Below are 26,426 nucleotides of genomic sequence, written 5' to 3' on the forward strand. Positions count from 1 at the left end.
TAACTATAGACGATTCTTCGTTAGGATGGGGGTTTAACCAGTCCTAGGGAGGGATCGTTTGTGTCTTTAAAAGAGGAGTTCAGTACGTTTGCGAAAACCGTGTTGGACGTTTTATCTGTACCGAACCTTCGCCAATCTGCCCGAGATGTTGGGTTTGTACAGCGTCTAAAGAAATTAAAACCTGAGGATTTCCTAAGTATTTGTTCCTTTCTTCCTCAACCCGTCGGTGCGACAGAGTTAACACAGCTTTGCGGGGCTCTTTCACGTGAATCCAATACCCACCTTTCCAAACAAGCCTTACATCAACGCTTCGATGAAAAAGGAGCGGCTTTTTTGAAGCATGTGTTTTTTCAATTGGCGGCCAAACAAGAGTTGATGGCCATGCCACCTCTTCCTGAGACCCCGTTTTCTCGGATCCGCATCTTAGATGCGACTTCATTTGAACGACCAAAGAAAGATGGTACTTCTTCAGATGGAGCGAAAATTCATTTAGAGTATGAGCTATATGAGGGGAAATTTTTGCATACCTTACTTTCCGGTTCAAGAGAAAGTGACCATCACGCCGCCTATGCATTAGCCGATACGATTCAACCAGGTGATTTGATCATCCGTGATCTCGGCTACTTTTCTGGCGACCATTTGAAACAAATCGATCGTGCAGGCGCTTCTTATATCACGCGGACGCCGGCCAATATGACCTATTGGACTAGAGATGATCAAGGGGAACGAATCCAAATCAAACCAGAAGAAGATGCGAAGCAGCTAGAACCGGGAGCGATCAAAGATTATGGGGTCATCCAATTAGGGGTCAAAGGAAAGAACACCCTTCAAACCCGTGTCATCGTGCAACGATTGACAGAGGATCAACAAAACAAGAGGAAAGCCGGTTTACGAAAAAGAAGACGGAAAGGGGGTCATACCCAATCCGCCGACAAAAAGGATCATACCCAAATCCTTGCCACTAACCTAACACAGGAAGAAATGGATGTGCAAGCATTGTATCCGATGTATTCCTTACGCTGGCAAGTCGAGATTCTTTTCAAAACGTGGAAATCCCTTTTCGCCATTGATCACGTGCGCGCGATGAATCCAGATCGGTTTCTCTGCCACATGTATGGGAAACTTATACACATTCTGCTTTCCTCGATGGTGGCGTTTCAATGCCGGTTCTATCTTCATCAAAAGCACCACCTCGAAGGCAGTGAATACAAGTGTATCCATCATGCCAAAAGGGCTATAGAAGAGTCAAAAGGATACGCTCTCTATCATCGTTCTTCATTAGAAGACGTTCTAGAAAATATCTACGAGAGCATTTACCGACATGGACGAAAAGACCATCGCCACCGCCATCAAAGTCCCTATGACATCTTACAGATCGCCTATGAAACACATGCGCGTGTGGAGTAAAACGGTAGAATCCGGTGCAAAAAAAAATAGAAAAAGAGCCAATCTACCCATACGTACCCTGATGGAAAATACTAGATCCACTACAAGAGAAAGGATGAGCTCTTTCTTTTTCCTTTCTTAACTTGACGGCTATGGGGTACGGCCTCAGCCCCTTCAGCGGAAAAGGCGCCGCTACAGTGTCTTCACCACGTACTTATCCACAGGAGTCTCGGGTTATCCCTCCGCTTGTTTTGTAAAAATACGAATGGCGAAAGATTTGTTGAGTCTTTCGCCATTTTTCAATTGATTTTTAGTTATATCTCAGGCACTTCTTCTTTTACGATTTTAAATCGTAAGCAGAAAGCGCATAGATTTCTTTAAATTGTGCTTGTTTATATAAATGAATAGCTGCGACTGAATCCACAGACACACAAAGGGTAATGGTTTGAATAGAAGAGAACGAAAAGATCCAGGAAATTGTGGCATGTAGCAGCTGTGTACCAACCCCTTTTCCTTGGCTAGCAGCATCCACCGCAAAGAAATGGATATCTGACTCACCGAATTGCGGACTAACCTCAGCATAAATATAGCCAATAACACTCTCATTTTCCTTATAGAGTAATAAGCGATGTGTTGGATCAATGGATTCGATCATCTCGTCAGCTGTTAAGTAAGCTCCTGGAAAATGAGTCTGATGAAGAGCTATAAAGGCATCCTTATGGATAAGTTCAAATGGTTTAATTTCAGAGGGAGCTTCCTGTGGCTCATAAAATGAACGATCCAATGTAAGAATAAGGTGATTTCCCTGAAATGTAGCGCCAAGCGTTTTGGCAAAATGAACAGTATCTTTATTCGAACTATTTATAAAAAATGAGTACTCTTCGATCGACATAGGGACGTGGTCGATTAAACCTTTCCAGAGCTCAAACGCCAGATCCTCATTCCAATGATTTTTAAAGTATGGTCCCCATATCTCCGCAGATCGATCGTCTTTATCAAGATCAAAGCCAAGAAACCCAATTAATTCTTCATTCATAAAGATTCCTAGAGCTGAATCCTCCAACGGGAGATCTGAGAATTCGTTTTCAAGCGACTGTTGGATTTCTTTTGCTTCTGTTCCAATGTAGCCAATATGCTTAGATGAGTGCTGTTGACACTGCGAAAGAAACACTGAAAGACTCTTACTATTTTTAATAGAATCTAGTCGAATCACCTGTATCCTCTCCTTTACTCACTTTATCTTATCATATAAAAGAAAGCGGTTTAACTAGAATATGACAAGGGTAGACAAAGCAGGAGGGACAAGTAAACGATTCAAATATATAGAAAATATCTGCGCCAACTACATACAGCATACGAATCTCTCAAACCCAAATTGAGAAGGAGTTTTTTTATGCAAAAAAAGTTAGCTACACCGATTTGTCTTGTCGCCCTGTTCACGCTTGCACTTCCGTATCAAGCACTTGCTAATGAGGATGAAAGTGCAACTTCCATCTTAAAGAAATCGAACGAAGCCATGCTTGAGCTTGAGAGCTACTCAAGTGAAACGCATATTGAAATGACCATGATGGGAATGGGTGAAGAAGTCACCATTAAAATGGACTCAAAAGAAGATGTCATATTAGAGCCATTTGCGATGCACCAAACAGTTACAACTTCAATGGCAGGTGAAGAAGAGACATTAGAGACGTATTGGACAGAGGAAGGCTTTTACCAGGAAACGGCTGATGGAGAGTGGGTTAAGCTTCCAATGGAATTATCAGATGGTTTGGATGAATTAATGGAATGGGCCATGGCAAGTGATCAGGTGGAGCAAGCTGAGTTATTTGGGGACGACATGAGTGTAGAGGACAACGGAGATTCGTACATATTGACTTATGAAGGTGATGGGCAAGATTTAGAAGAAGCAATGAAAGAATGGATGGACATGTCTATGGGGCAGGATGAGGACATGATGATGGAAGAATTGATGGCAGACATCACGTATAATGATGTCAAATATGAGATGACGATTGAAAAAGATACTCATTATATGACAAATTTAACGATGCACCTTGATATGGATATGGAGGTTGAAGGGGAAACAACCAACATGACTCAAAAGATTGAGATGGATGTTCATAACTTTAACGGTGTAGATTCGATTGAAGTACCAGCGGACGTGCGTGATAATGCGCAAATGCTTGATGAAATGGAAGGTGGAGCATTACCGGATACAGCCTCAAACAATCCGATGCTAGTTGTAGCTGGTGGACTGATCACGGCACTCGGTGTATTCCTTTTTGCTCGTAGAAGAATCACGCACGCTTCGGCGTAACATATGAAAAGGACTAGCTCCCAAGCTAGTCCTTTTTTCTATCTATGTTAACATAATGAATCCTTTGGTTTCGGGTTGGATAACCCAAATAGCGGGCGAATATATAATGCTAGAGCTGTTCCAAGTATCGCCATCACAGCCCAGACCCAGCCATGTAGGCTAAATGAAGCAATCCCGCCGAAATAAGCGCCAATATTACAGCCGTAAGCGAGTCGTGCACCATAGCCCATAAGGAGTCCACCGATCACAGATGCACCGACAACCCCAGGCTTTACACGTTTAGGTCGGAATGTTCCCTGCAATGCCGCTGAAACAAACGCACCAAGCATAATACCAAAGTTTAAAACACTTGTTGAATCCGCTAAGACTGTGCTTGATAATGCCTCAGCATTTGCTCCTGTGAAATAATCCCACGAAGCGACATCGACACCAACAAAGTCTAGAGCCTTTCCTCCCCAAAGTGCAAAGGCTGAAGTAATCCCCCAAGGAGTTCCACGCACAGCTAATACAAGTGCGTTCAGCACAGCAAGAACAATGGCCGCGGAAAATAAAGGCCATGCACCACGCAGGATCTTTTTGAAGCCCGATGTCGTTGTTAGTGGCTTCATTTTAGGAGGATTCTTCCACTTAGCAAACATCACGGTCCCAAAATAAATCAGTGCGAAGAGACCCATTTGCAGAGCCCAGCCACCAAAGAAACCAAAACCGGTTGTCTCAGCAAGGGAGATTGGTTCAAGCTGAGGAGTCGTTTGCCAATATGCCATGTGATACGCACCAATGACAGAACCGACAATGAAAAAGAAAAGTGTGACAATCATTGAGGAAGAACCTCCCCCAACGGAATAGAGTGTTCCAGATGCACAGCCACTCCCTAACTGCATACCAATTCCGAACATGAATGCACCAACTAATAAACTTATCCCAACTGGTGATACATAACCCGTTGGTTCAATGCCTGTGAAGCTAAAGCCAGATGAGAAGATAAGGGCAAACAATGTTGTTGCCACGGCAAGCATTAACATATGAGCTTGAAGACCTTGCACATTACCCACCGAAACCAGTCGACGGAATGCAGACGTAAATCCGAAGCGTGCATATAATAAGGCCATCCCTAAAGCAAGGCCAATGAGAAATAAGAACCCTTGCACCCAATCAACAACAAGTACGGTTGTTGTGAATAAAGCAATAATAGCAAGTAACCCAAGAATGACGTACGGCGTTTGTATGGATTGAAGCGGGCCCTTAACGGTTGTAGATCGCTGATTCCAATTGCTTGGAATATCTGTTGATGAGGACTGAGCCATAAATGAATAACCTCCGTTCAAAATGATGAAAATATAAAAACAAGACGATATGGTGTATACCCAAAAGAATTGTAATTAAAACCAATAAGTATAATCGGATATTATTACATATAGAGTTAGATTACAAGAGTTGTGCCCTTAACAATTAAAAAACGAGTGACCAGTTTAAGGGTCACTCGCTCTTACGATTACTTAATAATAACGATTACTTAATAATCTGAGTCTCGCCAATAACAGGAAGTGGCTTTGTTTGTCCATTAGCTACATTCACTACACCAAGGATAAATAGAACAAGCATCAGTATTCCGAAGAGAGGGGTTAAAAGAGTACTGATTAGGCCAGGAAGTATTTCGAGAAGGAAGAAACCTACTGCCCACACAATCGTAACAAGCACACCTTGATTCGTATGGAATCTGGCGAAAGGAGAATCCTTTGCAACAAATAATGGGATCAAAAATAAAATCGGTAAGTAGGCAACGATGGAAACCAGCTTATTGTCTGTAATGTCTTTGTTTGCTTCTTTCATAGTATATTCCTCCTTAGGAAATGTTTTGATCTACTATGTATATACCCAATTACAAACAAAAAAGTTTCAAGAATTGCGAAGAATAAGAATATAGTATGACAAATATTCTTTATTTTCCAATTGCTAGTTAAAATGTAACAAAAAAAGAAACCTTACATGCCAGAAGCATGAGAGGTTTCCTTCTTATTAGCAGCTTTTTCGTCGCGTGCTTGCTGTTTCATACGTGCTAATTCAATAATTCCGTAGGAGATTCTCATAATGAGATAAGCTGGAACACTTACTCCAAAAAAGATCACAGTAGCTGGGAATGACATCATCGCGTAAAAAGTGGTTCCGAGTGCAACAATCATAAGGATGGACAGCAAAGGGTTCACAGCCATTAAGAAAAAGGCTGTTTTGAATACTTGGCGGATGTTTAATTCGTAATGCACGTAAACAGGAAAGACGAACAATGTTCCAAGCGCAACAAGTAACGTCACAAAAAGAACCGGGTAATAGAAGTAAGCGACTACTCCTTGACCTGAGAAGGTAAGGAGAAACTGAAGATCGACATACAAGATAAAGCCAATAACGATTAAAACCAATCCGATAAGATTAGCCCGAATGAAGTCTTGTTTTAAATAGGAAAAGAATGTTTTAAATACAGGAAGATCTGATTCACCCATGATCCATTTTCTAAGAACGGCAAACATTGCAAATGTCGCAGGAAAGATAGTGAATAGAATAAGGCCAGCTAATGTGAAGCCAAGCCAAAGTAAATTAAGGTAAGCCATACGAGTAATCCATTCAGCAATCTTTTGCAAACCTCCCATTGGTCCACGCATATCCATGTATCAAACCCCCTATTGGTTTAAGGTGCGAATTCAAAAATGTATGCAACGTATAAACGAGAGACGTCTACTAACATGTTACGTTCACTATACCATGTTTATCCCTTTAAGTGAACGCTTACATTTAGAGGTTGTCTATCGTTCATCATTTTATTTATACGAAAGGGGGATTAATAAAAATTGGCGAATCTCAAATGTTTAAGATTCGCCAGTAGATAGCCTTTAAGGCATGATATCTGCTACAATTTCCTTCGTTTCAAGTGTGCCAAGATCGTAGACCATCTGGTACACCTCCCTTAGGTCATTTTGAGTTTGGTCTTTCTCTTGATCAGCAGCTTTTTCATCAAACGGATTTTTAAACACTTGATTTTGATCAAAGTCCTCAGATTTCACTCGCTCTAGCAAGCCGGCAAGCTGTTCCTTTTCTTTGTCTGTCGCGTAAATTTGATATTGAATCGTGTTATCAGGCATTTTCTCTTTATTTATGGACATCATCGCCATATCTAATGTGACATAATAAGACTCGCGTTTAAAGGTAGACATAGGCACGCTTCCTTTCTGAAATGTATGTGTTGTTCATGCTATACCCACATTTCAGACATTTACACGTCTATTGGTCACTTGGGAAGACGAGACCGATTTGTCTACGGGCTTCATCCAGTACTTGAAGCGTAATGGCTGAATTCTTATGACTGTTTTCTATGGACTCCATTGTCTGATCAGAAACAAGCTTAGCAAATTCAATGGCCTCATAGTACATCGGATTCTCGTGCTGTTCTTCTGATATTAATGTTTCTGTTTTATTGATTCTGTCATGGTGTGTGACAGAATGAAAATCACTCCAGTGTTTAATGACTATACTTCCATTCTCGCCTTGAATTTCAGAAGGGATGATAGATTGGGTGATCTTTGAATGATTAATGATGATCTGAGATTCATCATATTTTAATAAGATGCTACCAGCGCCATCAACACCAGATTCAAGCATATGTCCTTGAGCTCGAACTTCATTTGGGCGACCGAACAGTGCAATCATTGGATAGACTCCATACACACCTATATCCATTAAAGAACCATTTGAGAACTCTGGCTTAAAGGCATTTTGAATGTCTCCATTTTTATAAGCGTCATAGCGTGAGGAGTACTGACAGAAGTTTGCGAATCCTGAACGAATGGTGCCGAGCGTATCTAACTTCTCTTTTACCGTTAGGAAATTCGGCAGCTGTGTTGTTTTCATTGCTTCCATTAATACCACGCCGTTCTCACGTGCAGCTTCGGTCATTTTAGCCCATTCCTCATAATTTGAAGCAGCTGGCTTTTCAACCAACACATGTTTTCCGTGTGAAAGCATGAGAATGGACTGATCAGCGTGAAGGGAAGTGGGGCTAGCAACATAAACAGCATTAATATATGTACTTGCTGCCAACTCCTCAAGCGAAGTATATGTATACGTTACACCGTGTTTTTGGGCGAACTCAGTTGCTCGTTCCTCTGTTCTTGAATAAACAGCTACAACCTCATAGTCATTCAGTTCTGATATCGCGTCAAGCAACCGTTCCGTTATGAAGTTCGTTCCGATTACACCAAGTTTAATCGTCATCTGCATTTCCTCCTACTATATGAAATGCCATCATCGTACCACTCTTTTTCATTCTTCGCATCTGATAACCTTATTAAGGGGATTCCGCTTTCCTTCCTTTAGCAAATAGAATATAGTAGGACTTGATTACTAGATAAATTCAATATATTATCTTTAAAAAGAAGTACTTAAAAGGGGGTTAGTCACATGGTTATGCAACTTTCTGAACAAAATCAAACACTAAACATAAAGAACTTTCAAGACTTTGAAGAAGTAGCTACACAGGTACTACTTTTGTTAAGTCATCAGATACACGTTAATACTCTGTTTATAGCTAAAAATGATAAAAAAACAAACCGCATCATGCATGCGATTAATAAAGATGAAGTTCTCTTACGTGTGGGAGAGGAATTGGATTACAACCAAACTCTTTGCAAGCTAAGTGTGGATTACGGTGAGAGGGTATTAGTCATTCCAAGCTTAAATGATGATGAAGAGGCTTGTCTCCTAGATCCAGTTAAACAGTTAGGTACAGGAAGTTTCATTGGGATTCCAATCTACGATGGGTGTGGAGGGGTATATGGCACGATCTGTGGCTTAGATAATGAAATCATTGGGTTTTCGGAAAATGATATAGAGCTTTTCCGAACAATGGCTTCGTTATTAACATATGTGCTGGATCTAGAATATGCTCACGAACAGCTTTCTGACTTATCTGCTCCACTTGTACCTGTTGCAAAAGGAATTGGTGTCTTACCTGTCATTGGAAGTATTACATCGCTACGGATGGAATCGATCGTTGATAAGGTGATGACTCTTAGCAATAAGCTGGAATTACATTATTTACTCATTGATGTATCAGGGATCATTAGTTTAGATGAAGACACAAGTGAACAACTGTTAAGGCTGGCTCATATGCTTAAGCTAATAGGAGTTAAAACCATGTTCACTGGAATTAGACCGGATCTCGCAATGAAGATTAATCGTCTGCGTACGAGTTTCATGAAAGTACAAACGTTTGGAACCTTAGCTCAAGGCTTAGAAAGTATAGGGTTTATCCCACCTGAACTGTCAAAATCATAAGGATTTTGCTGAACCATCTGTCGAAAAAAACAGATGGTTTTTTTATTTTAACGTATTCTTATTTATTTTTACATATTCGTAACTTTTAAGCGGGTTATACCGTATACTTCTTAACAGTGTATTTACACAGGTGATTTGTTTTCTACTCTTATTCTACGAAAAAAGTAGTTTAGTTTAGGCACTGAATTTGATATAATCATCTTTTGATGTATATGAAATGGTTTGAACTCTTTTTTTGGTGGAATAGAGAATCAAGTATGTCTAAAGAAGTGCAACCGATTAACGCGCTAATTTCTTGAAATGAAAGAGAGGAGCACCAAGTCTTATGGAAAAAGTAAAGTCTGCGCTAAGCCGATTAAAGTTGTATTGGTTAGCTGTATTCATGTTAACAATTAAATCATATATTCTTTATAAAGTTGGGTTTAACATCTCAGCAGATAATATGCTTCAGGAGTTTATATTGATTATTAATCCTTTAAGCTCTGCTGTACTATTCTTTGCAATCGCTCTGATGTTTAAGCACCGACTTCGCAACATCATGATTGTTGCTTTCAGTATCATTGCTACTCTAGTTTTATACTTTAACTTGTTATACTACCGATTTTTCACAGATTTCTTAACGTTACCGGTCCTATTTCAAACAAGTAACTTAAATGATCTTGGAACAAGTATTGTAGGATTAATGCATTTGGGTGATTTATTAATCGTCGCAGATATTCTTATCCTGACATTACTCATCGTGACAAAACGTGTACCAGCCGTTCGTCGCTTAAAGCGTGAACCGGTCATCCTCATGTCACTGGCTGTTGTGCTTTTTTTAGCTAACTTATCGATTGCACAAGCGGAACGCCCACAGCTGTTGTCTAGATCGTTTGACCGTGAGTTACTCGTTAAAAACATCGGACTATTAAACTATCACGTTTATGATGGATATATCCAATCACAGTCTCGCGCGCAGCGTGTGTTCGCTGATAGTTCAGATATTGTAGAAGTGAAGAATTACGCTCAAGCTAACCATAAAGAGCCGGATCCAGAACTCTTTGGAATTGCTGAAGGCAAAAACGTTGTGATGATTTCACTTGAATCATTACAAACATTTGTCATTAATAACACAGTGAATGGAGAAGAAGTAACCCCATTCTTAAACGACTTAATTGAAGATAGTTATTATTTCGAGAATTTCTATCATCAAACGGCGCAAGGAAAAACATCGGATTCTGAGTTTATTGTAGAGAATTCTATGTTTGGCCGAGACAGTGGTTCGGTCTTCTTCACACATGGTGGCAATGAGTACAATGCACTTCCAGAGCTTCTAAGTGATAAAGGCATGTACAGTTCCGTTATGCATGCGAACAACAAAAGCTTCTGGAACCGCGATATCATGTATCAATCACTGGGTTACGATCAATTCTTTGATGTGAATAGCTATGAAGTAAATGAAGAAAATTCAGTAGGTTGGGGTCTGAAGGACGTTGATTTCTTCGAACAGTCCATTGATCTTCTACAATCACAGCCTAAACCTTTTTATACTAAGTTCATTACCTTAACCAATCATTTCCCATTTGAACTAGATGAGGAAGACAAAATGATTGATGAGTATGATTCCAATAGTGGAACACTGAACCGTTTCTTCCCAACGGTTCGTTACATGGACCATGCGTTAGAGCGCTTCTTTGAAGAGATGAAGGAAGCTGACCTATATGATGATACAATCTTCATTTTATATGGTGACCATTATGGAATCTCTGAGAACCACAATAAAGCAATGAGTATGTATCTTGATAAGGATGAAATCACTCCTTTTGATACCGTTCAGCTTCAACGTGTACCAATGATCGTTCATATTCCTGGACACGACAAGCATGAAACCATTGATACAGTTGGAGGCCAAATCGATGTGAAACCTACACTGATGCACCTGTTAGGTCATAGCACAAGAAACGACATCCAATTCGGAACGGACCTTTTCTCACCTGAAAATGAATCTATGGCCGTATTACGTAATGGAAGTGTGATTACGGACGATATCGTTTACACAAACGGTACGTGCTATAACAAAGATGGAGAAGAGATTGAAGCTGAATCATGTGAGCCATATGTGGAAAAAGGGCTGCAAGACCTTGAACACTCCGATCGCATTATTTATGGAGATTTATTCCGATTCTTTGATTCACAAGAAGATAACGAAACCGAACCAGATGAAGAAGATGCCGCATAAAATGAGCCACCACGATATGAGTATCGTGGTGGTTTTTTTACATATAAAAAAGTGAAGGGCCAAAGAATGGGACCCTTCACTAACTGTTTTTAATTCATTGGATGAGGTGGTTCTTGATCTTGAGATTTAGGAGAATCTTTACTCTCAAGCTTATTCTCGAATTTAGAAAGCTGACGTTTTGCAAACTCGCGACCGCCAATACCAAATGCAATAGCAAAGGCAACAGCTAAGCTACCAAGAATAAGTAAGAACGCTAGATTTACAATGGATGTAGCAAATCCTAATTGATCAAGTGTCATAAAAACAGCAAACAGGATAATGACGTACTTTACAATGTTTGCAGAGAATGAGCTTCCAGTGTAACGAGCAATCAGTTGCTGAAGAAGGTTTGCGGCTACTAATCCAAGTCCTAAAATCAACAGTGCACTCACGAGCATTGGTAAGTAAACGATGATTGCATTTCCAATCTGGTTTAATACGTTTAATCTCAGAACATTTAATGCCTCTACTGTAAAGAACAGAATGATGAGAACTTTTACAATCTGTCCAAGGATCTCGGCAAGCTGGAAACGTGGTGTTCCATCACTTGTTGGTCTGAAGCCAAAGTATCCATAGATGGAGTTAATGCCTGTGCGGTTTAAAAGACTTACTAGCAGGCCAGATACAAAGCGAGCAAGATAATAACCAACAATCACTAGAACAATAGCAACAAAGATGTTAGGGATCATTCCAATCACTCGATCAAGAACAGACACGATCGGTTGAGAAATCATTTGGATATTTAATGCTTCAAGTGCAATCGTAATGACTGGGACAAGAAGAACAAACATCACAATGTTTGAAAGGACGGTAGAAAGAGTTTCCTTTGGAGGTTGCTCTTGCTTCCCTACATAAATTTTATTAAAAAAGCGATCAATCTGTAAGCCATTTAAAAGATTGTAGACAAGGTTGCGAACAAACCTGATTACGATAATCCCGATCGTTAAGATAATTGCGGCAGCAAACAAGTTAGGCAAGAATGCAAGAAACTTTTGCATCATACTTGAAATGGGTTGAGAAACAGAGTTCATGTTCAACGCGTCAAGTATACTCGGAATAAATAATATGAAAACTAAGTAATAAGCAATGGTGGCTAATGATTTTAACGTGTCGAGGCCCTTTTCCTCAGTTGGAACGACTCTTCCTCTTGCTAGAAGTCGTTGAACTCCCAGTTTCTTAAGCCCTTTTTCCAATATTCCCTTCACAATCGTCGCTACTGCAAATGCAAGCAATAAGAGCAATAATGCATACACCACGTTTGGAATGTTGGATACAATCTGGTCAAACATGTTTCTAAACGAGTCAGTTACACCATTCAAAAAATCATCTCCTAGTATATAAAATATGTACTACAAGGATTTCATTCCTTTAAAGTAGGTGTGTTAAACATGAGAATGTTTATAAAAAAATTATTCATACGAAAAAGGCCTCTGAACAAGAGTCAGAGGCCTTTCAAACATTAACCGTTAATGACACTTCCGCCATTTACATGAATCATCTGTCCTGAAACGTAGGATGAGTCACTTGAAGCGAGATAGACATAAGCTGGGGCGAGCTCTGCAGGTTGTCCAGCGCGCTTCATTGGAGATTGATCGCCGAACTGTGCCACATCTTCACCAGGGAAGGAAGCAGGAATCAGTGGTGTCCAAATAGGACCTGGAGCCACGCCGTTTACGCGAATGCCTTTTTCCACTAAGTTTGTGGCAAGAGAGCGGGTGAGAGCGACAATGGCTCCTTTTGTTGCGGCATAATCCATGAGAACAGGATTCCCTTTATACGCGACAATGGATGCAGAATTAATGATCGAGCTGCCTTCTTTTAGATGTGGCATCGCGGCCTGGATGAAGTAAAAGTATGAGTAGATATTTGTCTGGAATGTCCGTTGAAGCTGAGAGGCAGAGATGTCCTCAATTTTTTCTTGATAATGCTGCTCTGCTGCGTTGTTAACAAGAATATCAAGCTGCCCAAATTCATCTACCGTTTTCTTCACAGCATCGTGACAAAACGTTTCTTCACCTACGTCTCCACTCACTAGAAGGCAAGAGGCACCGTGCTCCTCTACTAATTGCTTTGTTTTCTTAGCGTCTTCATGTTCATTCAAATAGATGATACTGACGTTTGCACCTTCTTTTGCAAAAAGAATCGCGACAGCTCTCCCAATTCCGCTGTCCCCACCAGTAATTAACGCCGTTTTCCCTTTTAACTTAGAACTTCCTGTGTACGATGGATCATCGTAAAGGGGCTCCGGCTTCATTTCACTTTCAAATCCTGGTTGAACAGACTGTGTTTGTGCTGGCTTGTTCTTCATTTGTTCCTGTTTTTGTTGGATATCTTTTTGACTGGACATGAAAACACTCCTCTAAACTGATTCGTATTAGTCTTTACCTTTTCATTTGAAAATATAAACGTAGAGTAAAGTAAATCAGGCTGGGGGATAACTAAAAATCAATTTGAAAAGGCGAATGATTCGATTACAGAATCATTCGCCTTTCGTGATTTAATTTGAACAAGCGGAGGGATTCTCCTGTAGCGGGTTATTTGCTAAATTCGTGTTTTACTCGCTACATTAATATTATGTCCCGCCCTCACGGTGATTTTTAAATCTATCAGTATAGCTCTGAAAGAGTGACAATCGGTCCTTCTGGCAAGAGGTTGTCTGGCTCGGGTTCAAGTGTGATCGCGATAGCCTCGAATAAGTCTTCAATATTCGTATCGGAATCAAGGTCATATACGATGGCACCTTCTCCTTGTTCATTTGTTGTAAAGGAGCCTGAGGGTAATGGTGTTTCATCTTGGAATAACCAAATTTGATAGACCTCTGAATCCACAGGTTCAGGCATTTGTTCGACCTGTACAATTAATTTGTAGCCATCTTCTTGTTGAACAATGGAGGCCTGACCAACATGCTCATTTTCTTCACTTTCAGAAAGGAGAGAGGTTGAAGTGATCACTTGTTCGATCTGCGCCGTTCCAGATGAAGGCGGTTGTTCTGCATCATTTATTTGGCTAGCTAAAAGGTCGCGCTCTAGTTCTGTATTAGCAAGTTCTGATTGCGAATCATTTAATTGATTTATCGTATAGATGTTTATTCCGATCGAAGCGATTAAACCGGCTGCAATAATCTGAGCCCATGGCTTCCATTTATTTTTCTTTTTAGTTGGTGTGTTAATTGGAGTAATAACATCATTCTCTGGCTTCTTTTCGGTTGTAGATGGTTTCTCATCTTCAACAATCGATCCTAGAATTCGTTTCTTCATGCCACTAGGCGGTGTGTGCTGTGTTGAATGTTCAGATATATCATTATTAAATTCAAAGAGCTCCTGTAACTGCTGCTGGCACTCTTCGCATTCTAATAAATGGAGTTCAAATTCTTCTTTCTCTTTTGGATCAAGGTGATCATTAAAATAGTCAAGTAAGTTTATGCATTTGTTATCACTCATAGATATCGCCTCTTTCACCCTTCCTGTTAAGAGTCTTACGTAGTTGGGTTAGTGCTAAACGTAGCCTGCCTTTAACAGTTCCAAGGGGAATCTTGCAAATCTTTGCTATGTTCCTTTGTGGTTCTCCGTCAAAGTAAAATAACTTAACTACATGCTGTTGTTCTTCTGGTAAATGGGCCAGAGCTTTTTGGATGGTCTGGCTTTCTTCTTTAAGAACAACAACTTTCTCTGGTATTTCTAGATCTGGCTCAGCGTCTCGGTCCTGAAACTCCACTTCCGTTACCTTTTTCTTTCTAATCTGATCAATGGCTGCGTTTCTAGCGACGGTCAAAAGCCAAGAGGAGAACTTTCCTTTACCTAGATCATAATTGGCTTTATTTTGCCAAAGCTTCATAAAAAGATCCTGCATCAATTCTTCAGTTAATCCCTCGTCCTTTGTAAATCGATAAATGAATGAAAATAAAATTCGTTCATACCGATCATACAGCTCCTCAAGAGCCTTCTTATCATGCTGAACAATTTGTTGATATAATTGTTCGTCGGTAAGATGTGGCATGTATAACTCCTTTGTACGCTGCTCCCTTGTATTAGAAAGTCTCTCCATAGGTAACCTGCATTAATACAACACCGTAATTGTTAGACTTCCTTTCATTAAGCATACGTAAATTGAACGGACTTGGATCATTAAGCAAGATAAAAACCCCGTTAACTTTTTATTGTATCCGTTTACTCTCTATAAATCTATCATTTGAGGTTTGAAATTTCTTCTTGAAGGTATAGAAAACAAGCTACATAAAAATTAGGAGGAATGTTTAAATGACAAAAATATTGATACCTTATTACTCATCTTACGGTCATGTCTTTCAGCTTGCAAAGGCAGTGGAAGAGGGTGCAAGCAGAGTAGAGGGGGCAGAGGTACGTTTAGTGAAGATTCCTGAATTTAAGGAAGTAAAAGAAGCGATGTCTGCACAGGATGCTTACGTAGAGGCACAAAAAGCTCAAGATCGTATAGAGGAGGCAACGCATGATGATCTAGTATGGGCTGACGGAATCATTTGGGGCTTCCCAACCAGGTACGGAAATATGCCGGCACAGGCGAAGCAGTTCTTAGACTCTGCAGGAGGCCTTTGGGCAAATGGTTCGCTTGAAGGACGTGTTACATCCGTTTTTACAAGTACGGGCTCAATCCACGGAGGACAGGAAACAACAATTTTAACTTCACTTGTCCCATTACTACATTTTGGACTAATCTATGTAGGTCTTCCATACGGAGAGAACCAGGAACAGTTAACAACAGATGGAATTGGAGGCAGTCCTTACGGCGTATCAACCGTAGCTGGACCAGATGGAAGTAATGGCCTTGATGAGAGAGAATTAACGATGGCGAAGAGATTAGGAGAAAGAGTAGCAAACGTTGCAGCGAAGCTTTCAAAGTAATGCAAAGAACCTAGGGATCGTCATTTCCTAGGTTCTTTTTTCTATTCTAGTTTATTTCCAAAAACGGTCGTATAATAAGAGAAAGAAAAACAAGGGAGGCTTCAACACGTGAAAAAACGACTATCAAATAAAACCCTGTTTATTATTATAGCTGCAGTAGCGTTTGTATATGGAATCTCGTACTGGTTTGTGACAGGAAAAGCCACGATCTAATAACAGGTTCTTATATTTCGCCAGCTCATTTCCCGGGGAATTTGTCGGCTGGATAGAGAAATTGAGGCATCGGACAACTTGTGACAACAATTGTTGCAACGCCGGTTGATATGACAGCAATCGTTGATAATACGATTTCTTCAATCGTAACAATGGATAGACCAGCTACAACAGCGAGCATATCAAAAAAGATGATAAGCACTCCTACATTGTAAGGGACCTTTGTAGCAATCATTTGTGCCAATAAGTCAAAGCCGCCTGTACTAATATCCATTCGAAACATGATTCCTGCCCCAATGCCGAGTAAAAGACCGCCGGTAATTGCACTTGGAAGTGGACCAAGGATAGCGAGATCAGGAGAATAAAGAGAGACCCAATCAATTAAGAAAGAAGAAACAATGACACCTGCAAGGCTATTGTAAAAAAATGAACGGAAGTAAAACCATGCAAAGATGTAAATTGGAATACTCACGACCAGAATGGTTATTCCAACTGGTGTATTCCAAAGATAATGGGCGATTAAGCCAATTCCTATAATCCCACCATCTAGTAGATGATACATCGTAAAAAAGAAATTAATCCCGATACTAATTAATAAACACCCAATCAAAAGTGTCAGTACATAACGAACCATTTTTCGCATCACACCCAACTTGAGATATCCGATTGACAAGCTCTTTCACTTATATGCGGATGGTCCAAGCAGTATGAGTCAGATCACAAAAAATGAAAAAATGCGAAGATCCCACATAGGATCTTCGCATTTTTTTATGTTAAATTCGTCAAAAACGCCGTTGCAATACCAAAATAAATTAGTAACGAAAAGATATCATTTAAAGTAGTAATTAAAGGTCCTGAAGCAACAGCTGGATCCACTCCAAATCGGTGAAGAATAAGAGGGATGATTGTCCCAGCAAGTGTTCCAATAATTAACGTACAGAACAGGGACACACCGACAACCATACCTAGAGAAGGATCACCAATCCATAAGAACGCTATGAGTGTAATCAAGGTTCCGCACGTGACACCAATAATTAAACTTACGCGAAATTCCCTGAGAATAAGATTCGTCACTACTTTTTTATCAATGGTGTTCTGGGAAATTCCTCGTACAACCACAGCAAGAGATTGAGTGCCGGTATTACCGGTCATTCCCGCAATCATCGGCATAAAGAACACAAGAGCAACAACCTGGGCAAGCGTGGCTTCAAAGTAATTCATAATACTACCTGATACAAGTCCAATTAATAAGAGCAGAATCAGCCATGGAAGTCGTCTGATAGAGGCTGTCCATGCTTTAGTCGAAAAATCGATATTTCCTGACGCGGAAAGCTTTTCAATATCTTCGTTTGCCTCCCGAATGACAACGTCTAGAGCATCATCAACGGTGATAATACCAAGTAACGTGTCTTCATCATCAACAACTGGAACCGCAATAAAGTCATACCGTTCAATGATGTTTGCGACCTGCTCCTGATCATCGGTTACCTTCACTGCGACTGTACGCGTAAACATGATATCTTCGATGACTTCATTGATATCCGCAATTAATAGGTCGCGATAGGAAACAACGCCAACTAATTTCTTCGCTTCATTAATGACGTATAAATAATAAATGTTTTCTGAGAAGCTCGCGTAATCCTTTAGTTTATCAACCGCTTGTCTAACGGTTTGATTGGCGTGAATCCAAATAAATTCGTTCGTCATCAATCCTCCGGCTGTTTCAGCTGGATAACTCATGAGTGAGCGAATTTTTATGGAATCTTCCTTTTTCATTACATCTAGGAACTCTTGAATGCGTTCCACGGAAAGCTCGTTCAATAAATCGGCTAATTCATCATTTTCCATTAAATCCATTACTTTTGATGATTCTTCAACACCGAGCTTCTGAAGGATCTCTACTTGGTACTCTGTTTCAAGTTCCTCAATTAAGTCGGCAATTTGATCGGGGTTCAAAAATGTTAGAAATTTGTGATGATGTTTGACCGGGAGAGAACGGTAGATTATCGCTACATCATAGGGGTGTAGTTCATCTAATAGTTCCTGTAATGAGTGTCGTTTGGCCTCTCGAATATATTTAATAACCAAAACGAGAAGTTGGTCTTCTGTCATGTTAGCGATCATTTCTATGCACCTCCATACTCATCCTAATTACTTTACAGAAAAAAACACAGCAAGTAAACCGGATATTATCTCCTCTCATTATTCCCTTTTCCTTGAGGGATGTAACCTGAAACAGAATATTCTCATAAAATTAGTTGACAATGAGAATCGATTTCAATTAAGATGATAGTGAGAATTATTATCAAATGAAGGTGAGGGTATGACATGACGTCTCTAATGATTGTAGGAGCTGATCATTTAGGTTCCATTCCAAAGAAGCTTGAGGACATGGGGTTTGCGAACATTCTACATATAAGCGGAAGAAAGACAAAAATGGTGAAACGTGAGATCCCCGCAGACATTGATATGATTCTAGTATTAACAGACTTTATCAATCATAACCTAACGACCGTTTTAAAGAAAAAAGCCATGGAGCAGGATGTGCCTGTATGTTATGCAAAACGCTCGTGGTGTTCTATTTATAAAGCCATAGGCGGGTGTGAGGCTGGCTGTCCAATGAGTAAGAAATAATCGTAAATGAGAATCCTTCTTTATAATGATTATAAAAAGGGTTTCTTTTTAATTGAGAATTGTGATACTATGGGAATAGTTAAAGAAACGAGGTGGAGACCCATGGAGAAGACACTGAACGTGCTTCATGATCTTTTTACCGCAATGAAAAAAGAGGTTAAAAGGTATATTCAAATTCTTGAACCAAAAACCACTAACCCTAGCAACGACTATGAACGTATGCTTGTGCGTAAAGCATTAGGCATAGAATACGCCAGAAAAAAACGAATTAAACAGACTTTACGAAAGCTTAATGAGTGGCTCGAAGCAGATTCACATAAGGATCTGGCACAGCATGAACTTATTGGGTTGTATGCAGATCTCCAGCTTGAACGATTTGCCCTTCAGGCATTTAGTCAACATGTGGAGGATGCACGCGTATTGGATTACGAGACAGAAGAGAATGAATTAGATAAGATGCAAGAAAGTGTACAAACACAAGTTGATGAACTTCAAACGATTTTAGAGGAGATCCAAAGCAATTGGGTGGAACCGACTACGTTTACCGAAGAAGAATCAACGCAGTCAAATGATTTAGAGAGACCGGCTTTCTCAGTTGGAAGTCTATTGTAAGACGAAAAAAGGAGAGTGAGTGCAATGAGTAAAGCATCAAGATATCCAGATGCACCTTTAAATGAAAGTGAATTTAATCACTTAGATCAAGTGGTTGCAGATATGGCTAAAAGCCAATTAGTGGGTCGCAAATTTATTAGCTTACATGGACCGCTAGGAAGAGGCGTACAGACAATCCATACAGATGTATATCTAGATGACCACGAAGCCATTATGGATCATCAGGGATTAAATGAAGAGATTGCTGAGTCAACAAAGCGCGTGAGCCACACAATCCCTCTTATTTACAAAGACTTTGTCCTATATTGGAGAGACGTTGAGCAAGCAAAAACATTAAACATCCCGGTTGATTTCTCCGGTGCAGCAAACGCAGCTCGCCAGGTTGCCTATCTGGAAGACCAAATGATTTTCCATGGTTCAAAGGAATTTGATATTCCTGGGCTAATGAATGTGAAAGGTCGCTTGTCACATGTTACCGAAAGCTGGTACGAATCTGGACATGCCTTCCAGGATATTGTTGAAGCTAGAAGTAAGCTAATGGAGCTTGGACATCATGGACCATATGCACTTGTGCTTTCACCTGAGCTATATGCGATCCTACACCGTGTTCATAAAGAAACAAACGTACTTGAAATTGAGCATGTTCGTGAAATTGCAACGGCTGGTGTATTCCAATCCCCAGTATTAAAAGGCAAGACAGGCGTTCTTGTGAATACAGGGCAGCATAACTTTGACCTTGCTGTATCTGAGGATTTTGAAACAGCGTACCTTGGTGAAGAAGTCATGAACCATCCGTTCCGTGTTTATGAAACATTGGCTCTTCGTATTAAGAGACCATCCGCGATTTGTACGTTAGAAAGCCAAGAAAAAGAATAATATACAAAAAAGAAAAAGCATGCGGCCTAAGCCAGCATGCTTTTTTGATTAATGGAAATAATGTTATGGTCCGGTTCAGCATAGATCACGAAGTCTGTGTAGCCATTCTCTTCAAGATGTTTTGCACCGATATCACAAGCAAGTCCTTCCACCTCACGTTTAAACGGAGACGTAAGACAACCTTCGTTTACCTCACACAGTCGTTCTAAGTATTGTAGTGTATCTGTTAGCAGGTATGTTTTAGCATGAGAATTTTCTAATTGGCAAATTAACTTATGCTCTAGGTTCTTCATTATGGAAATTTCATCAATGTTAACAATGAGTCGCTCACCGTCATTCGTCATGAAACCAACGGACTGATAGACACCACGTGTTTGTTCAATGCTTGTAAACACCGGGTGTTGAAATTCTTCTCCAGAACGCAATCGAATCGATTTAGCCTCAATGGCACCACCGACTTTACGTTTGTTTGTAAGTACAGTGTGGATATCCTTCAGAGCGTGAACAGTTACTTTTTTCACGAAAGCTCCTCCTTCGCCGTATCATTCTAGCGTAAGTATACTAGAGGATGATAATCATTGTCAATTGTATCTCGGTTTAAATTGGTAATATTCTAATAATAGTATGGCTAAGACATGAGAGGATTATACGTAATTAGAAAGAGTAACATAGGGAGAACTAAACAATAAGGTTTGTTATAAACACGAACATAGCAACAAATCCGCTTCAGGAGAATCCCTCCCTTTCCACGGGAACGGCCTCAGCCCCTTTCGCGGAAAAGGCACCGCTACAGTGTCTTCACCGCGTTCTGTTCCGTAGGAGTGTCGGGTTCTCCTTCCGCTTGTTTTAGGAAAATATAAATGGGGAATGATTCAGCCGTCGAATCATTCCCCATCCTTTAATTCATTTTTAGTTATGTTCCATTAAACCTTACTCCATAAAACGTAGAATCATTAATCCCACAACAATGACTGCGACGACAATCCAGATGATTTTCTTCTTTTGCTTTTTCTTTTTTTGATTGGCCCAGCGGTTTGGGTTAAAGCTAGGCTCCTCGCTATCATGCACGTGTCGATTGTAATGTCTCGCTTGATAAGGCTTGGCTCCAATTGTGAAAAGGGGAGCAAGAGCCATACCAGCAAGAAATCCAAATAGGTGGGCAAGGATGTTGATACCTGGGTTTACAAACGTCATAACTAACGCAATAATGGTGATGGTTATAACAAGTTGAGAATTTGCACGGTCAATGAGGTCTTTGCGGGCCCATATCATATAAACAAGTACGCCAAACAACCCAAAGATGGCACCAGATGCCCCTAAATGAAGATACGTAATGGCGCCTAAGTAATACGTGGCGATATTCGCAAGAATTCCAGATAGTAAATAAACGGCTGTAAACTTTACGGTTCCGAGTATCCGTTCAATGGCCGGGCCGAAGATCACAAGGGAAAATGAATTAAACACCACGTGCATTAAACCCTGATGTAAGAAGATCGGTGTAATAAGTCGCCAAAATTCTCCAAACATCACTTGAAGGTTACTTCCGATCAAAAAGTAGAATACCTGATTTCCATATGGAAAGAAGTTGACCCATAAAAACAAAACCAAATGAATGGCAACTAAGATCGTGACAACAGGATAATTTTTTCTAAATGAATAAAAGCTTTCGTTGCGTATGAACATCGGTGCCCTCCTTTTAAAATGAATAAATGATCAATAGAATTGAGGTTTTTTAACATGATTCACGGAATAGGTGTTGATATTATTGAGCTTTCGCGGATTGAACGGGCGATGAAACGAAATGCCCGATTTGTCGAGCGTATCTTAACAACACAGGAACGAGCTGCACTTCAAACCATGTCTGATTCAAGAAAAATAGAATATGTAGCAGGACGGTTTGCTGCAAAAGAGGCTTTTGTAAAAGCTTCTGGCATAAAAGAGGTATCATGGATGGATGTTGAAATCTTAAATGCTTCCACTGGTAAGCCGACGATGACCGGGCCCATTCATGAAATCATTCACTTATCCATTTCACATAGTCAAGCATATGCGGTTGCACAGGTAATTATAGAAGCGAAATCTTTCTGAATCAAGCTTTAGGACTCGTCTGCATATTCACTTAGGTTGTCTCATATAGTTGTAGTGCGAAGGGAAATAGCTCGTCAATTAGACGGTCGTTTCTCTAATTAGCGGCAAAATGAGATGGAGGGGTGAAGGATGAAACGAGTTAGCTGGTTCTTCCTGGTGAGCGTGTTAATGATGATCGTGCTTGCTGGTTGTGGTGAGAAAACACAAGAGGACGTCTTAGAGGATTTGGGAACAACACTTGAGGAGTTAACAGGGTATAAAGCAAAGGCGACAATGCAGCTTGAGACGGGCAATGAACCTCAAACCTATGATGTAGAGGTCTGGTATCAGAAGGAAGGGTTCTACAGAGTGATGCTCAACAACAAGGACAAGGATCAAAGTCAAATTATCCTGCGTAATGATGATGGGGTCTTTGTATTAACACCTGCATTAAATAAAAGCTTCCGTTTCCAAAGTGATTGGCCAAAAACAACAAGCCAAAGTTATTTATATGAGTCTTTAGTGGCTGATATCTTAACAGATCAAGAGCGCGTCTTCTCTCAAGATGAGGATCATTACACATTTGAAACAGCAACCAATTATCAAAACAAGAATTTAAACAAGCAACAAATTCAATTAAACAAAAAAGATCTAAGCCCAGTAAAAGTAGAGATTCTAGATAACGAGCAATCTCCACTAGTCACACTTGATTTTACAGAGTTTGATAAAAACGCGACGTTTAATGATGATGATTTTGAAATGGAACGGAACATGACGGGTGCACAATTGTCTGAGCCGACACTCGCTAGCGGTCAAGAAGATGAGATGGAGATTTTGTACCCAATGTACGTGCCTGATGGAACAAGTGCTTCTGCTTCAATAGAAGTAGAAACTGAAGATGGAACTAGTTATGTTCAGGAATACACTGGAGACAAATCGTTTACATTGATTCAGTCCCAAGCAGATGCCGTCCCAGCTTCTACCACATTTACAAACATGGCTGAAGGACAGCCGGTTGACCTAGGATTTACGATTGGTGTACAAACAGGAGATGCATTAATCTGGTCTCATGGTGGGTCTGAGTTCTATCTTGCTTCCTCTGATCTCGGGGCAGAAGAAATGGCAAGTGTTGCCCGCTCAGTTTACGGAACAACTGAAAAATAAATCATTGAATCAAGCAAGTGATGACGTATATTCCAACCTATTGGAATGTGCGTCTTTTTTGTTTAGGTTAGTCCAACTGGACTTTCGGGTATGAATGGTTATTATTTATTTCAGAGGGATGACAAGATGAGAACAGTCAATGAAGAATTGATTAGAGGGTGGATGCCAAGTCGAGAGGGTGACCAGGATACAACAAATAGAGATTATGGTCAGGTTTTATTAATTGGCGGGAGTGCAGGGATGGGCGGCTCAATCATTATGTCGGCAGAAGCCGCGGTTCAATCAGGTGCAGGCTTAACGACTGTTGCAACAGATGTCGAGCATCATGTGGCTCTTCATACGAGAGTGCCTGAAGCGATGGCTTTACCTCTACATGACTTAACGGGTATAAGTGAGCAAGTGAAGAAGAGTACGGTGATTGCAATAGGGCCTGGACTAGGGTTACACGAACGCGCGGTGAACGTGTTTCGACTTGTTCTAGCGAGCATAAGAGAAGATCAACTCCTTATCCTTGATGCGGACGCATTAACCTTACTTGCTCGTGAAAAAAGCAAGCTGCGTACTCCAAAGGTGATCCTAACCCCTCATGCTGGTGAATGGCAGAGAATAACAGACTTAGAGCCAGAAAAACAAACCGACGAACGGAATCAGGAGTGGGCTGAACAGCTTCACGCAACGGTTGTCCTAAAAGGAGACCGAACTCGCATCTATACAGAACAAGAATTCTTTTTAAATATTCAAGGATCATCAGCCATGGCTACTGGAGGGATGGGTGACTGCCTAACAGGGATCATTGCCGGGCTATGTGCGCAATCGCGTGACAAGGTAGAAGGTCTAGTCTCAGCTGTTTACATCCATTCGCTCATAGGCAGAGATCTAGGGGAACATCAGCATGTAGTCCGCCCTGTACAGATCGCGGAGCTGCTGCCAACTTATATAAAAAGGATATCGAGTCAATCATAAATTGACAGGTTACAATCGAGCCATTCATAATCAGATTATCCAAAATGATGAATGATAAATGGAGAGTGACCGAGATGCAAGCTGAACAAATGGATTCCTATTATCGTGATACATGGGTGGAAGTTAATCTTTCCGCTATTGAACAAAATGTGCGCTCCCTGGCGCATGTTTATCAAAATCAACAGACAACCATTATGGCAGTGGTAAAAGCAGATGGCTATGGTCACGGCGCAGTGCCTGTGGCAAAAGCAGCGATCGCTAGCGGCGCAACCTATTTAGGTGTAGCCATATTAGATGAGGCCCTTGAATTGCGCGAGGCTGGAATAACAGAACCAATTCTTGTACTTGGACGCGTCAGGCCAACCGATGCGGCTGTGGCTGCGAAGCATCATATAGCTGTGACGGTGTTTGCAAAAGAATGGCTTGTTAGTGCAAAGGATCTTTTGGACCCATCAAATCCTTTAACCATTCACGTGAAGTGTGATACCGGAATGGGGCGTTTGGGAATAACAGACTCATTAGAAGTAAAAGAAATGGCGCTGATCATTCGCGAGTCAAATACGTTTCATCTGGAAGGAATGTTCACTCATTTTGCAACAGCAGATGAGCTGGATACCACCTATTATCAGGAGCAATTTCAACAGTTTCAGCAATATATCCAACAGGTAGAGGAAGAGAATCTGTCTATTCCGTTGATACATTGTGCTAATAGTGCAGCAGCGTTGCGTTTTCCGGGGCGTGCCTTTAATATGGTGCGATTTGGGATCTCTATGTATGGCTTAAGTCCATCCCCTGAGATTCAGGATCAGCTCCCGTTTCCACTAGAGCCGGCATTCGAGCTCAAAACAAGGCTTGCTCAAGTAAAGAAGCTAGTGGGAGGAAAGGCCATAAGCTACGGCGCCACATATGTAACTGAAACGGATGAATGGATCGGAACCCTGCCTATTGGCTATGCCGATGGATGGATCAGAGCCCATTCAACGAACGGAGGGACCGTTTTAGTGGATGGTGAAGAGCTGCCTTTTGTTGGAAGGATTTGCATGGACCAATGTATGATCCGGTTAAATTCAATAAAAGAAGAAGGTACGATTGTCACATTAATTGGACAGGACCATGGCAAGGAAATTTCAATGGACACAGTCGCACGAAGGCTTGATACCATTAATTATGAAATCCCTTGTATCATTAGTAAACGAGTGCCAAGACACTACTTTAAAGATGGGAAGTTAGTCTCTGTTAAGAACCAAATTTAAAGAAAATGTATAGCCAAAACTCGGTAGGGAATGATTTCTAACAAGAATATCTTAAAAACCTTCCCAAAAACCTCTTTGCAATCCATACACTCCAATGCTATGATAAATCTTGAGTAGAAAAGGTAAAAGCAGTAAGCTTGTTACCGTCGAACGGCAGAGTGATTTTTGTACAAGGCGTTTTATGGTGGAGGTTGATACGTTTTATGAAGGATCAACAATTTAAGGATATTACCGTTACGTTACCCCAACAATTGTTAAACGAGGTGGATGCATTGTTAGAACAGGAAAACCTTAACAGAAGTGAATTTATCTCTAGAGCAACCAAAACGTATATTATGGAAAAACAACAATCCCAAATTCGCGAATCGATGCAGCAAGGTTACATGGAGATGGCAAAAATTAATCTGACAATTGCATCAGAGGCTTTTCTTGCGGAGGAGGAAGCGGATCTAACCCTTGTTCGTTTAGTAAGTGGGGTGTAGCAT

The 26,426-nt window shown here is 40.6% G+C and carries 27 protein-coding genes; 13 read left to right on the forward strand and 14 right to left on the reverse strand.

The features are described from left to right. The first annotated feature begins 60 nt into the window (after positions 1-60). Positions 61-1,407 (forward strand): IS4 family transposase, encoded by a 1,347-nt coding sequence (locus NSQ54_03085; protein ID WYP27118.1) that lies wholly within the window; start codon positions 61-63, stop codon positions 1,405-1,407. Positions 1,408-1,723: 316 nt separating this feature from the next. On the opposite strand, the gene NSQ54_03090 is transcribed toward NSQ54_03085, so the two are convergent. Continuing rightward, a complete protein-coding gene (locus NSQ54_03090; GenBank protein ID WYP27119.1) occupies positions 1,724-2,599 on the reverse strand; it encodes a GNAT family N-acetyltransferase in 876 nt (291 codons plus the stop codon). A 180-nt stretch (positions 2,600-2,779) separates the two neighbouring features. On the opposite strand from NSQ54_03090, the gene NSQ54_03095 reads away from it, so the two are divergent. Then, positions 2,780-3,703 (forward strand): LPXTG cell wall anchor domain-containing protein, encoded by a 924-nt coding sequence (locus tag NSQ54_03095; GenBank protein WYP27120.1) that lies wholly within the window; start codon positions 2,780-2,782, stop codon positions 3,701-3,703. 47 nt (positions 3,704-3,750) lie between these two features. Here the strand turns inward: NSQ54_03095 and NSQ54_03100 are convergent, their stop codons facing one another. From NSQ54_03100 to NSQ54_03120, 5 genes are all read right to left on the reverse strand, one after another. Next, positions 3,751-5,007, reverse strand: a complete 1,257-nt coding sequence (locus NSQ54_03100; protein ID WYP27121.1) for a YeeE/YedE family protein — start codon at positions 5,005-5,007, stop codon at positions 3,751-3,753. A gap of 205 nt (positions 5,008-5,212) precedes the next feature. Then, the gene (locus NSQ54_03105) at positions 5,213-5,533 is read right to left on the reverse strand and encodes a hypothetical protein (protein WYP27122.1); all 321 of its coding nucleotides are present in this window, start codon (positions 5,531-5,533) and stop codon (positions 5,213-5,215) included. A 152-nt stretch (positions 5,534-5,685) separates the two neighbouring features. Beyond that, complete coding sequence (locus tag NSQ54_03110) at positions 5,686-6,363, reverse strand: YesL family protein (protein WYP27123.1); 678 nt, start codon at positions 6,361-6,363, stop codon at positions 5,686-5,688. A 222-nt stretch (positions 6,364-6,585) separates the two neighbouring features. After that, positions 6,586-6,906, reverse strand: a complete 321-nt coding sequence (locus NSQ54_03115) for a hypothetical protein (GenBank protein WYP27124.1) — start codon at positions 6,904-6,906, stop codon at positions 6,586-6,588. A 67-nt stretch (positions 6,907-6,973) separates the two neighbouring features. Beyond that, entirely contained in the window at positions 6,974-7,963 is a 990-nt protein-coding gene (locus NSQ54_03120) for a Gfo/Idh/MocA family oxidoreductase (protein ID WYP27125.1), read from the reverse strand. A gap of 186 nt (positions 7,964-8,149) precedes the next feature. On the opposite strand from NSQ54_03120, the gene NSQ54_03125 reads away from it, so the two are divergent. Both NSQ54_03125 and NSQ54_03130 read left to right on the forward strand, forming a co-directional pair. Continuing rightward, the gene (locus NSQ54_03125) at positions 8,150-9,025 is read left to right on the forward strand and encodes an STAS domain-containing protein (GenBank protein ID WYP27126.1); all 876 of its coding nucleotides are present in this window, start codon (positions 8,150-8,152) and stop codon (positions 9,023-9,025) included. A gap of 325 nt (positions 9,026-9,350) precedes the next feature. After that, complete coding sequence (locus NSQ54_03130) at positions 9,351-11,243, forward strand: LTA synthase family protein (GenBank protein WYP27127.1); 1,893 nt, start codon at positions 9,351-9,353, stop codon at positions 11,241-11,243. A gap of 89 nt (positions 11,244-11,332) precedes the next feature. Here NSQ54_03130 and NSQ54_03135 read toward each other — a convergent pair whose 3' ends face one another. The 4 genes from NSQ54_03135 to NSQ54_03150 all read right to left on the reverse strand — a co-directional run bounded on the left by NSQ54_03135 (position 11,333) and on the right by NSQ54_03150 (position 15,278). Beyond that, complete coding sequence (locus NSQ54_03135) at positions 11,333-12,601, reverse strand: mechanosensitive ion channel (GenBank protein WYP27128.1); 1,269 nt, start codon at positions 12,599-12,601, stop codon at positions 11,333-11,335. Positions 12,602-12,741: 140 nt separating this feature from the next. After that, entirely contained in the window at positions 12,742-13,629 is an 888-nt protein-coding gene (locus tag NSQ54_03140; protein ID WYP27129.1) for an SDR family oxidoreductase, read from the reverse strand. A gap of 259 nt (positions 13,630-13,888) precedes the next feature. After that, the gene (locus tag NSQ54_03145) at positions 13,889-14,722 is read right to left on the reverse strand and encodes an anti-sigma factor (GenBank protein WYP27130.1); all 834 of its coding nucleotides are present in this window, start codon (positions 14,720-14,722) and stop codon (positions 13,889-13,891) included. After that, positions 14,715-15,278 carry an RNA polymerase sigma factor gene (locus NSQ54_03150; protein ID WYP27131.1) on the reverse strand — a complete coding sequence of 188 codons (564 nt, stop codon included), beginning with the start codon at positions 15,276-15,278 and terminating at the stop codon, positions 14,715-14,717. Before NSQ54_03150 ends, NSQ54_03145 begins: the two co-directional genes overlap by 8 nt. Positions 15,279-15,538: 260 nt before the next feature. Between NSQ54_03150 and wrbA the strand changes: the two genes are divergently transcribed. Further along, entirely contained in the window at positions 15,539-16,159 is a 621-nt protein-coding gene (gene wrbA / locus NSQ54_03155; protein ID WYP27132.1) for an NAD(P)H:quinone oxidoreductase, read from the forward strand. A gap of 238 nt (positions 16,160-16,397) precedes the next feature. On the opposite strand, the gene NSQ54_03160 is transcribed toward wrbA, so the two are convergent. Both NSQ54_03160 and mgtE read right to left on the reverse strand, forming a co-directional pair. Beyond that, on the reverse strand, positions 16,398-17,006 hold the full coding sequence (locus NSQ54_03160; protein ID WYP27133.1) for a YitT family protein: 609 nt from the start codon (positions 17,004-17,006) through the stop codon (positions 16,398-16,400). A 134-nt stretch (positions 17,007-17,140) separates the two neighbouring features. Then, on the reverse strand, positions 17,141-18,496 hold the full coding sequence (gene mgtE / locus NSQ54_03165) for a magnesium transporter (protein ID WYP27134.1): 1,356 nt from the start codon (positions 18,494-18,496) through the stop codon (positions 17,141-17,143). A 204-nt stretch (positions 18,497-18,700) separates the two neighbouring features. Here mgtE and NSQ54_03170 point away from each other — a divergent pair, with 204 nt between their 5' ends. The 3 genes from NSQ54_03170 (at position 18,701) to NSQ54_03180 (ending at position 20,494) form a co-directional block, all read left to right on the forward strand. Further along, complete coding sequence (locus NSQ54_03170) at positions 18,701-19,006, forward strand: DUF2325 domain-containing protein (GenBank protein ID WYP27135.1); 306 nt, start codon at positions 18,701-18,703, stop codon at positions 19,004-19,006. Between the two features lie 102 nt (positions 19,007-19,108). Then, positions 19,109-19,618, forward strand: coding sequence for a hypothetical protein (locus tag NSQ54_03175; GenBank protein WYP27136.1), 510 nt, complete (start codon positions 19,109-19,111; stop codon positions 19,616-19,618). A 24-nt stretch (positions 19,619-19,642) separates the two neighbouring features. Continuing rightward, a complete protein-coding gene (locus NSQ54_03180; GenBank protein ID WYP27137.1) occupies positions 19,643-20,494 on the forward strand; it encodes a family 1 encapsulin nanocompartment shell protein in 852 nt (283 codons plus the stop codon). Positions 20,495-20,520: 26 nt separating this feature from the next. Here the strand turns inward: NSQ54_03180 and NSQ54_03185 are convergent, their stop codons facing one another. Continuing rightward, on the reverse strand, positions 20,521-21,015 hold the full coding sequence (locus tag NSQ54_03185; GenBank protein ID WYP27138.1) for a hypothetical protein: 495 nt from the start codon (positions 21,013-21,015) through the stop codon (positions 20,521-20,523). Positions 21,016-21,424: 409 nt separating this feature from the next. Next, positions 21,425-22,177: a rhomboid family intramembrane serine protease gene (locus NSQ54_03190; protein ID WYP27139.1), complete on the reverse strand. Its 753-nt coding sequence runs from the start codon at positions 22,175-22,177 to the stop codon at positions 21,425-21,427. Positions 22,178-22,231: 54 nt separating this feature from the next. On the opposite strand from NSQ54_03190, the gene acpS reads away from it, so the two are divergent. From acpS to NSQ54_03215, 5 genes are all read left to right on the forward strand, one after another. Beyond that, entirely contained in the window at positions 22,232-22,582 is a 351-nt protein-coding gene (acpS, locus tag NSQ54_03195; protein WYP27140.1) for a holo-ACP synthase, read from the forward strand. 129 nt (positions 22,583-22,711) lie between these two features. Next, the gene (locus NSQ54_03200; protein ID WYP27141.1) at positions 22,712-23,725 is read left to right on the forward strand and encodes an outer membrane lipoprotein carrier protein LolA; all 1,014 of its coding nucleotides are present in this window, start codon (positions 22,712-22,714) and stop codon (positions 23,723-23,725) included. Positions 23,726-23,851: 126 nt separating this feature from the next. Then, on the forward strand, positions 23,852-24,688 hold the full coding sequence (locus NSQ54_03205; GenBank protein ID WYP27142.1) for an NAD(P)H-hydrate dehydratase: 837 nt from the start codon (positions 23,852-23,854) through the stop codon (positions 24,686-24,688). A gap of 89 nt (positions 24,689-24,777) precedes the next feature. Further along, the gene (gene alr / locus NSQ54_03210) at positions 24,778-25,941 is read left to right on the forward strand and encodes an alanine racemase (protein WYP28488.1); all 1,164 of its coding nucleotides are present in this window, start codon (positions 24,778-24,780) and stop codon (positions 25,939-25,941) included. A 203-nt stretch (positions 25,942-26,144) separates the two neighbouring features. Beyond that, a complete protein-coding gene (locus NSQ54_03215; GenBank protein WYP27143.1) occupies positions 26,145-26,423 on the forward strand; it encodes a ribbon-helix-helix protein, CopG family in 279 nt (92 codons plus the stop codon). Positions 26,424-26,426: the final 3 nt, after the last annotated feature.

Origin of the sequence: Alkalihalobacillus sp. FSL W8-0930, assembly GCA_037965595.1 — a bacterium.
GTDB lineage: Bacteria > Bacillota > Bacilli > Bacillales > Bacillaceae_D > Alkalicoccobacillus.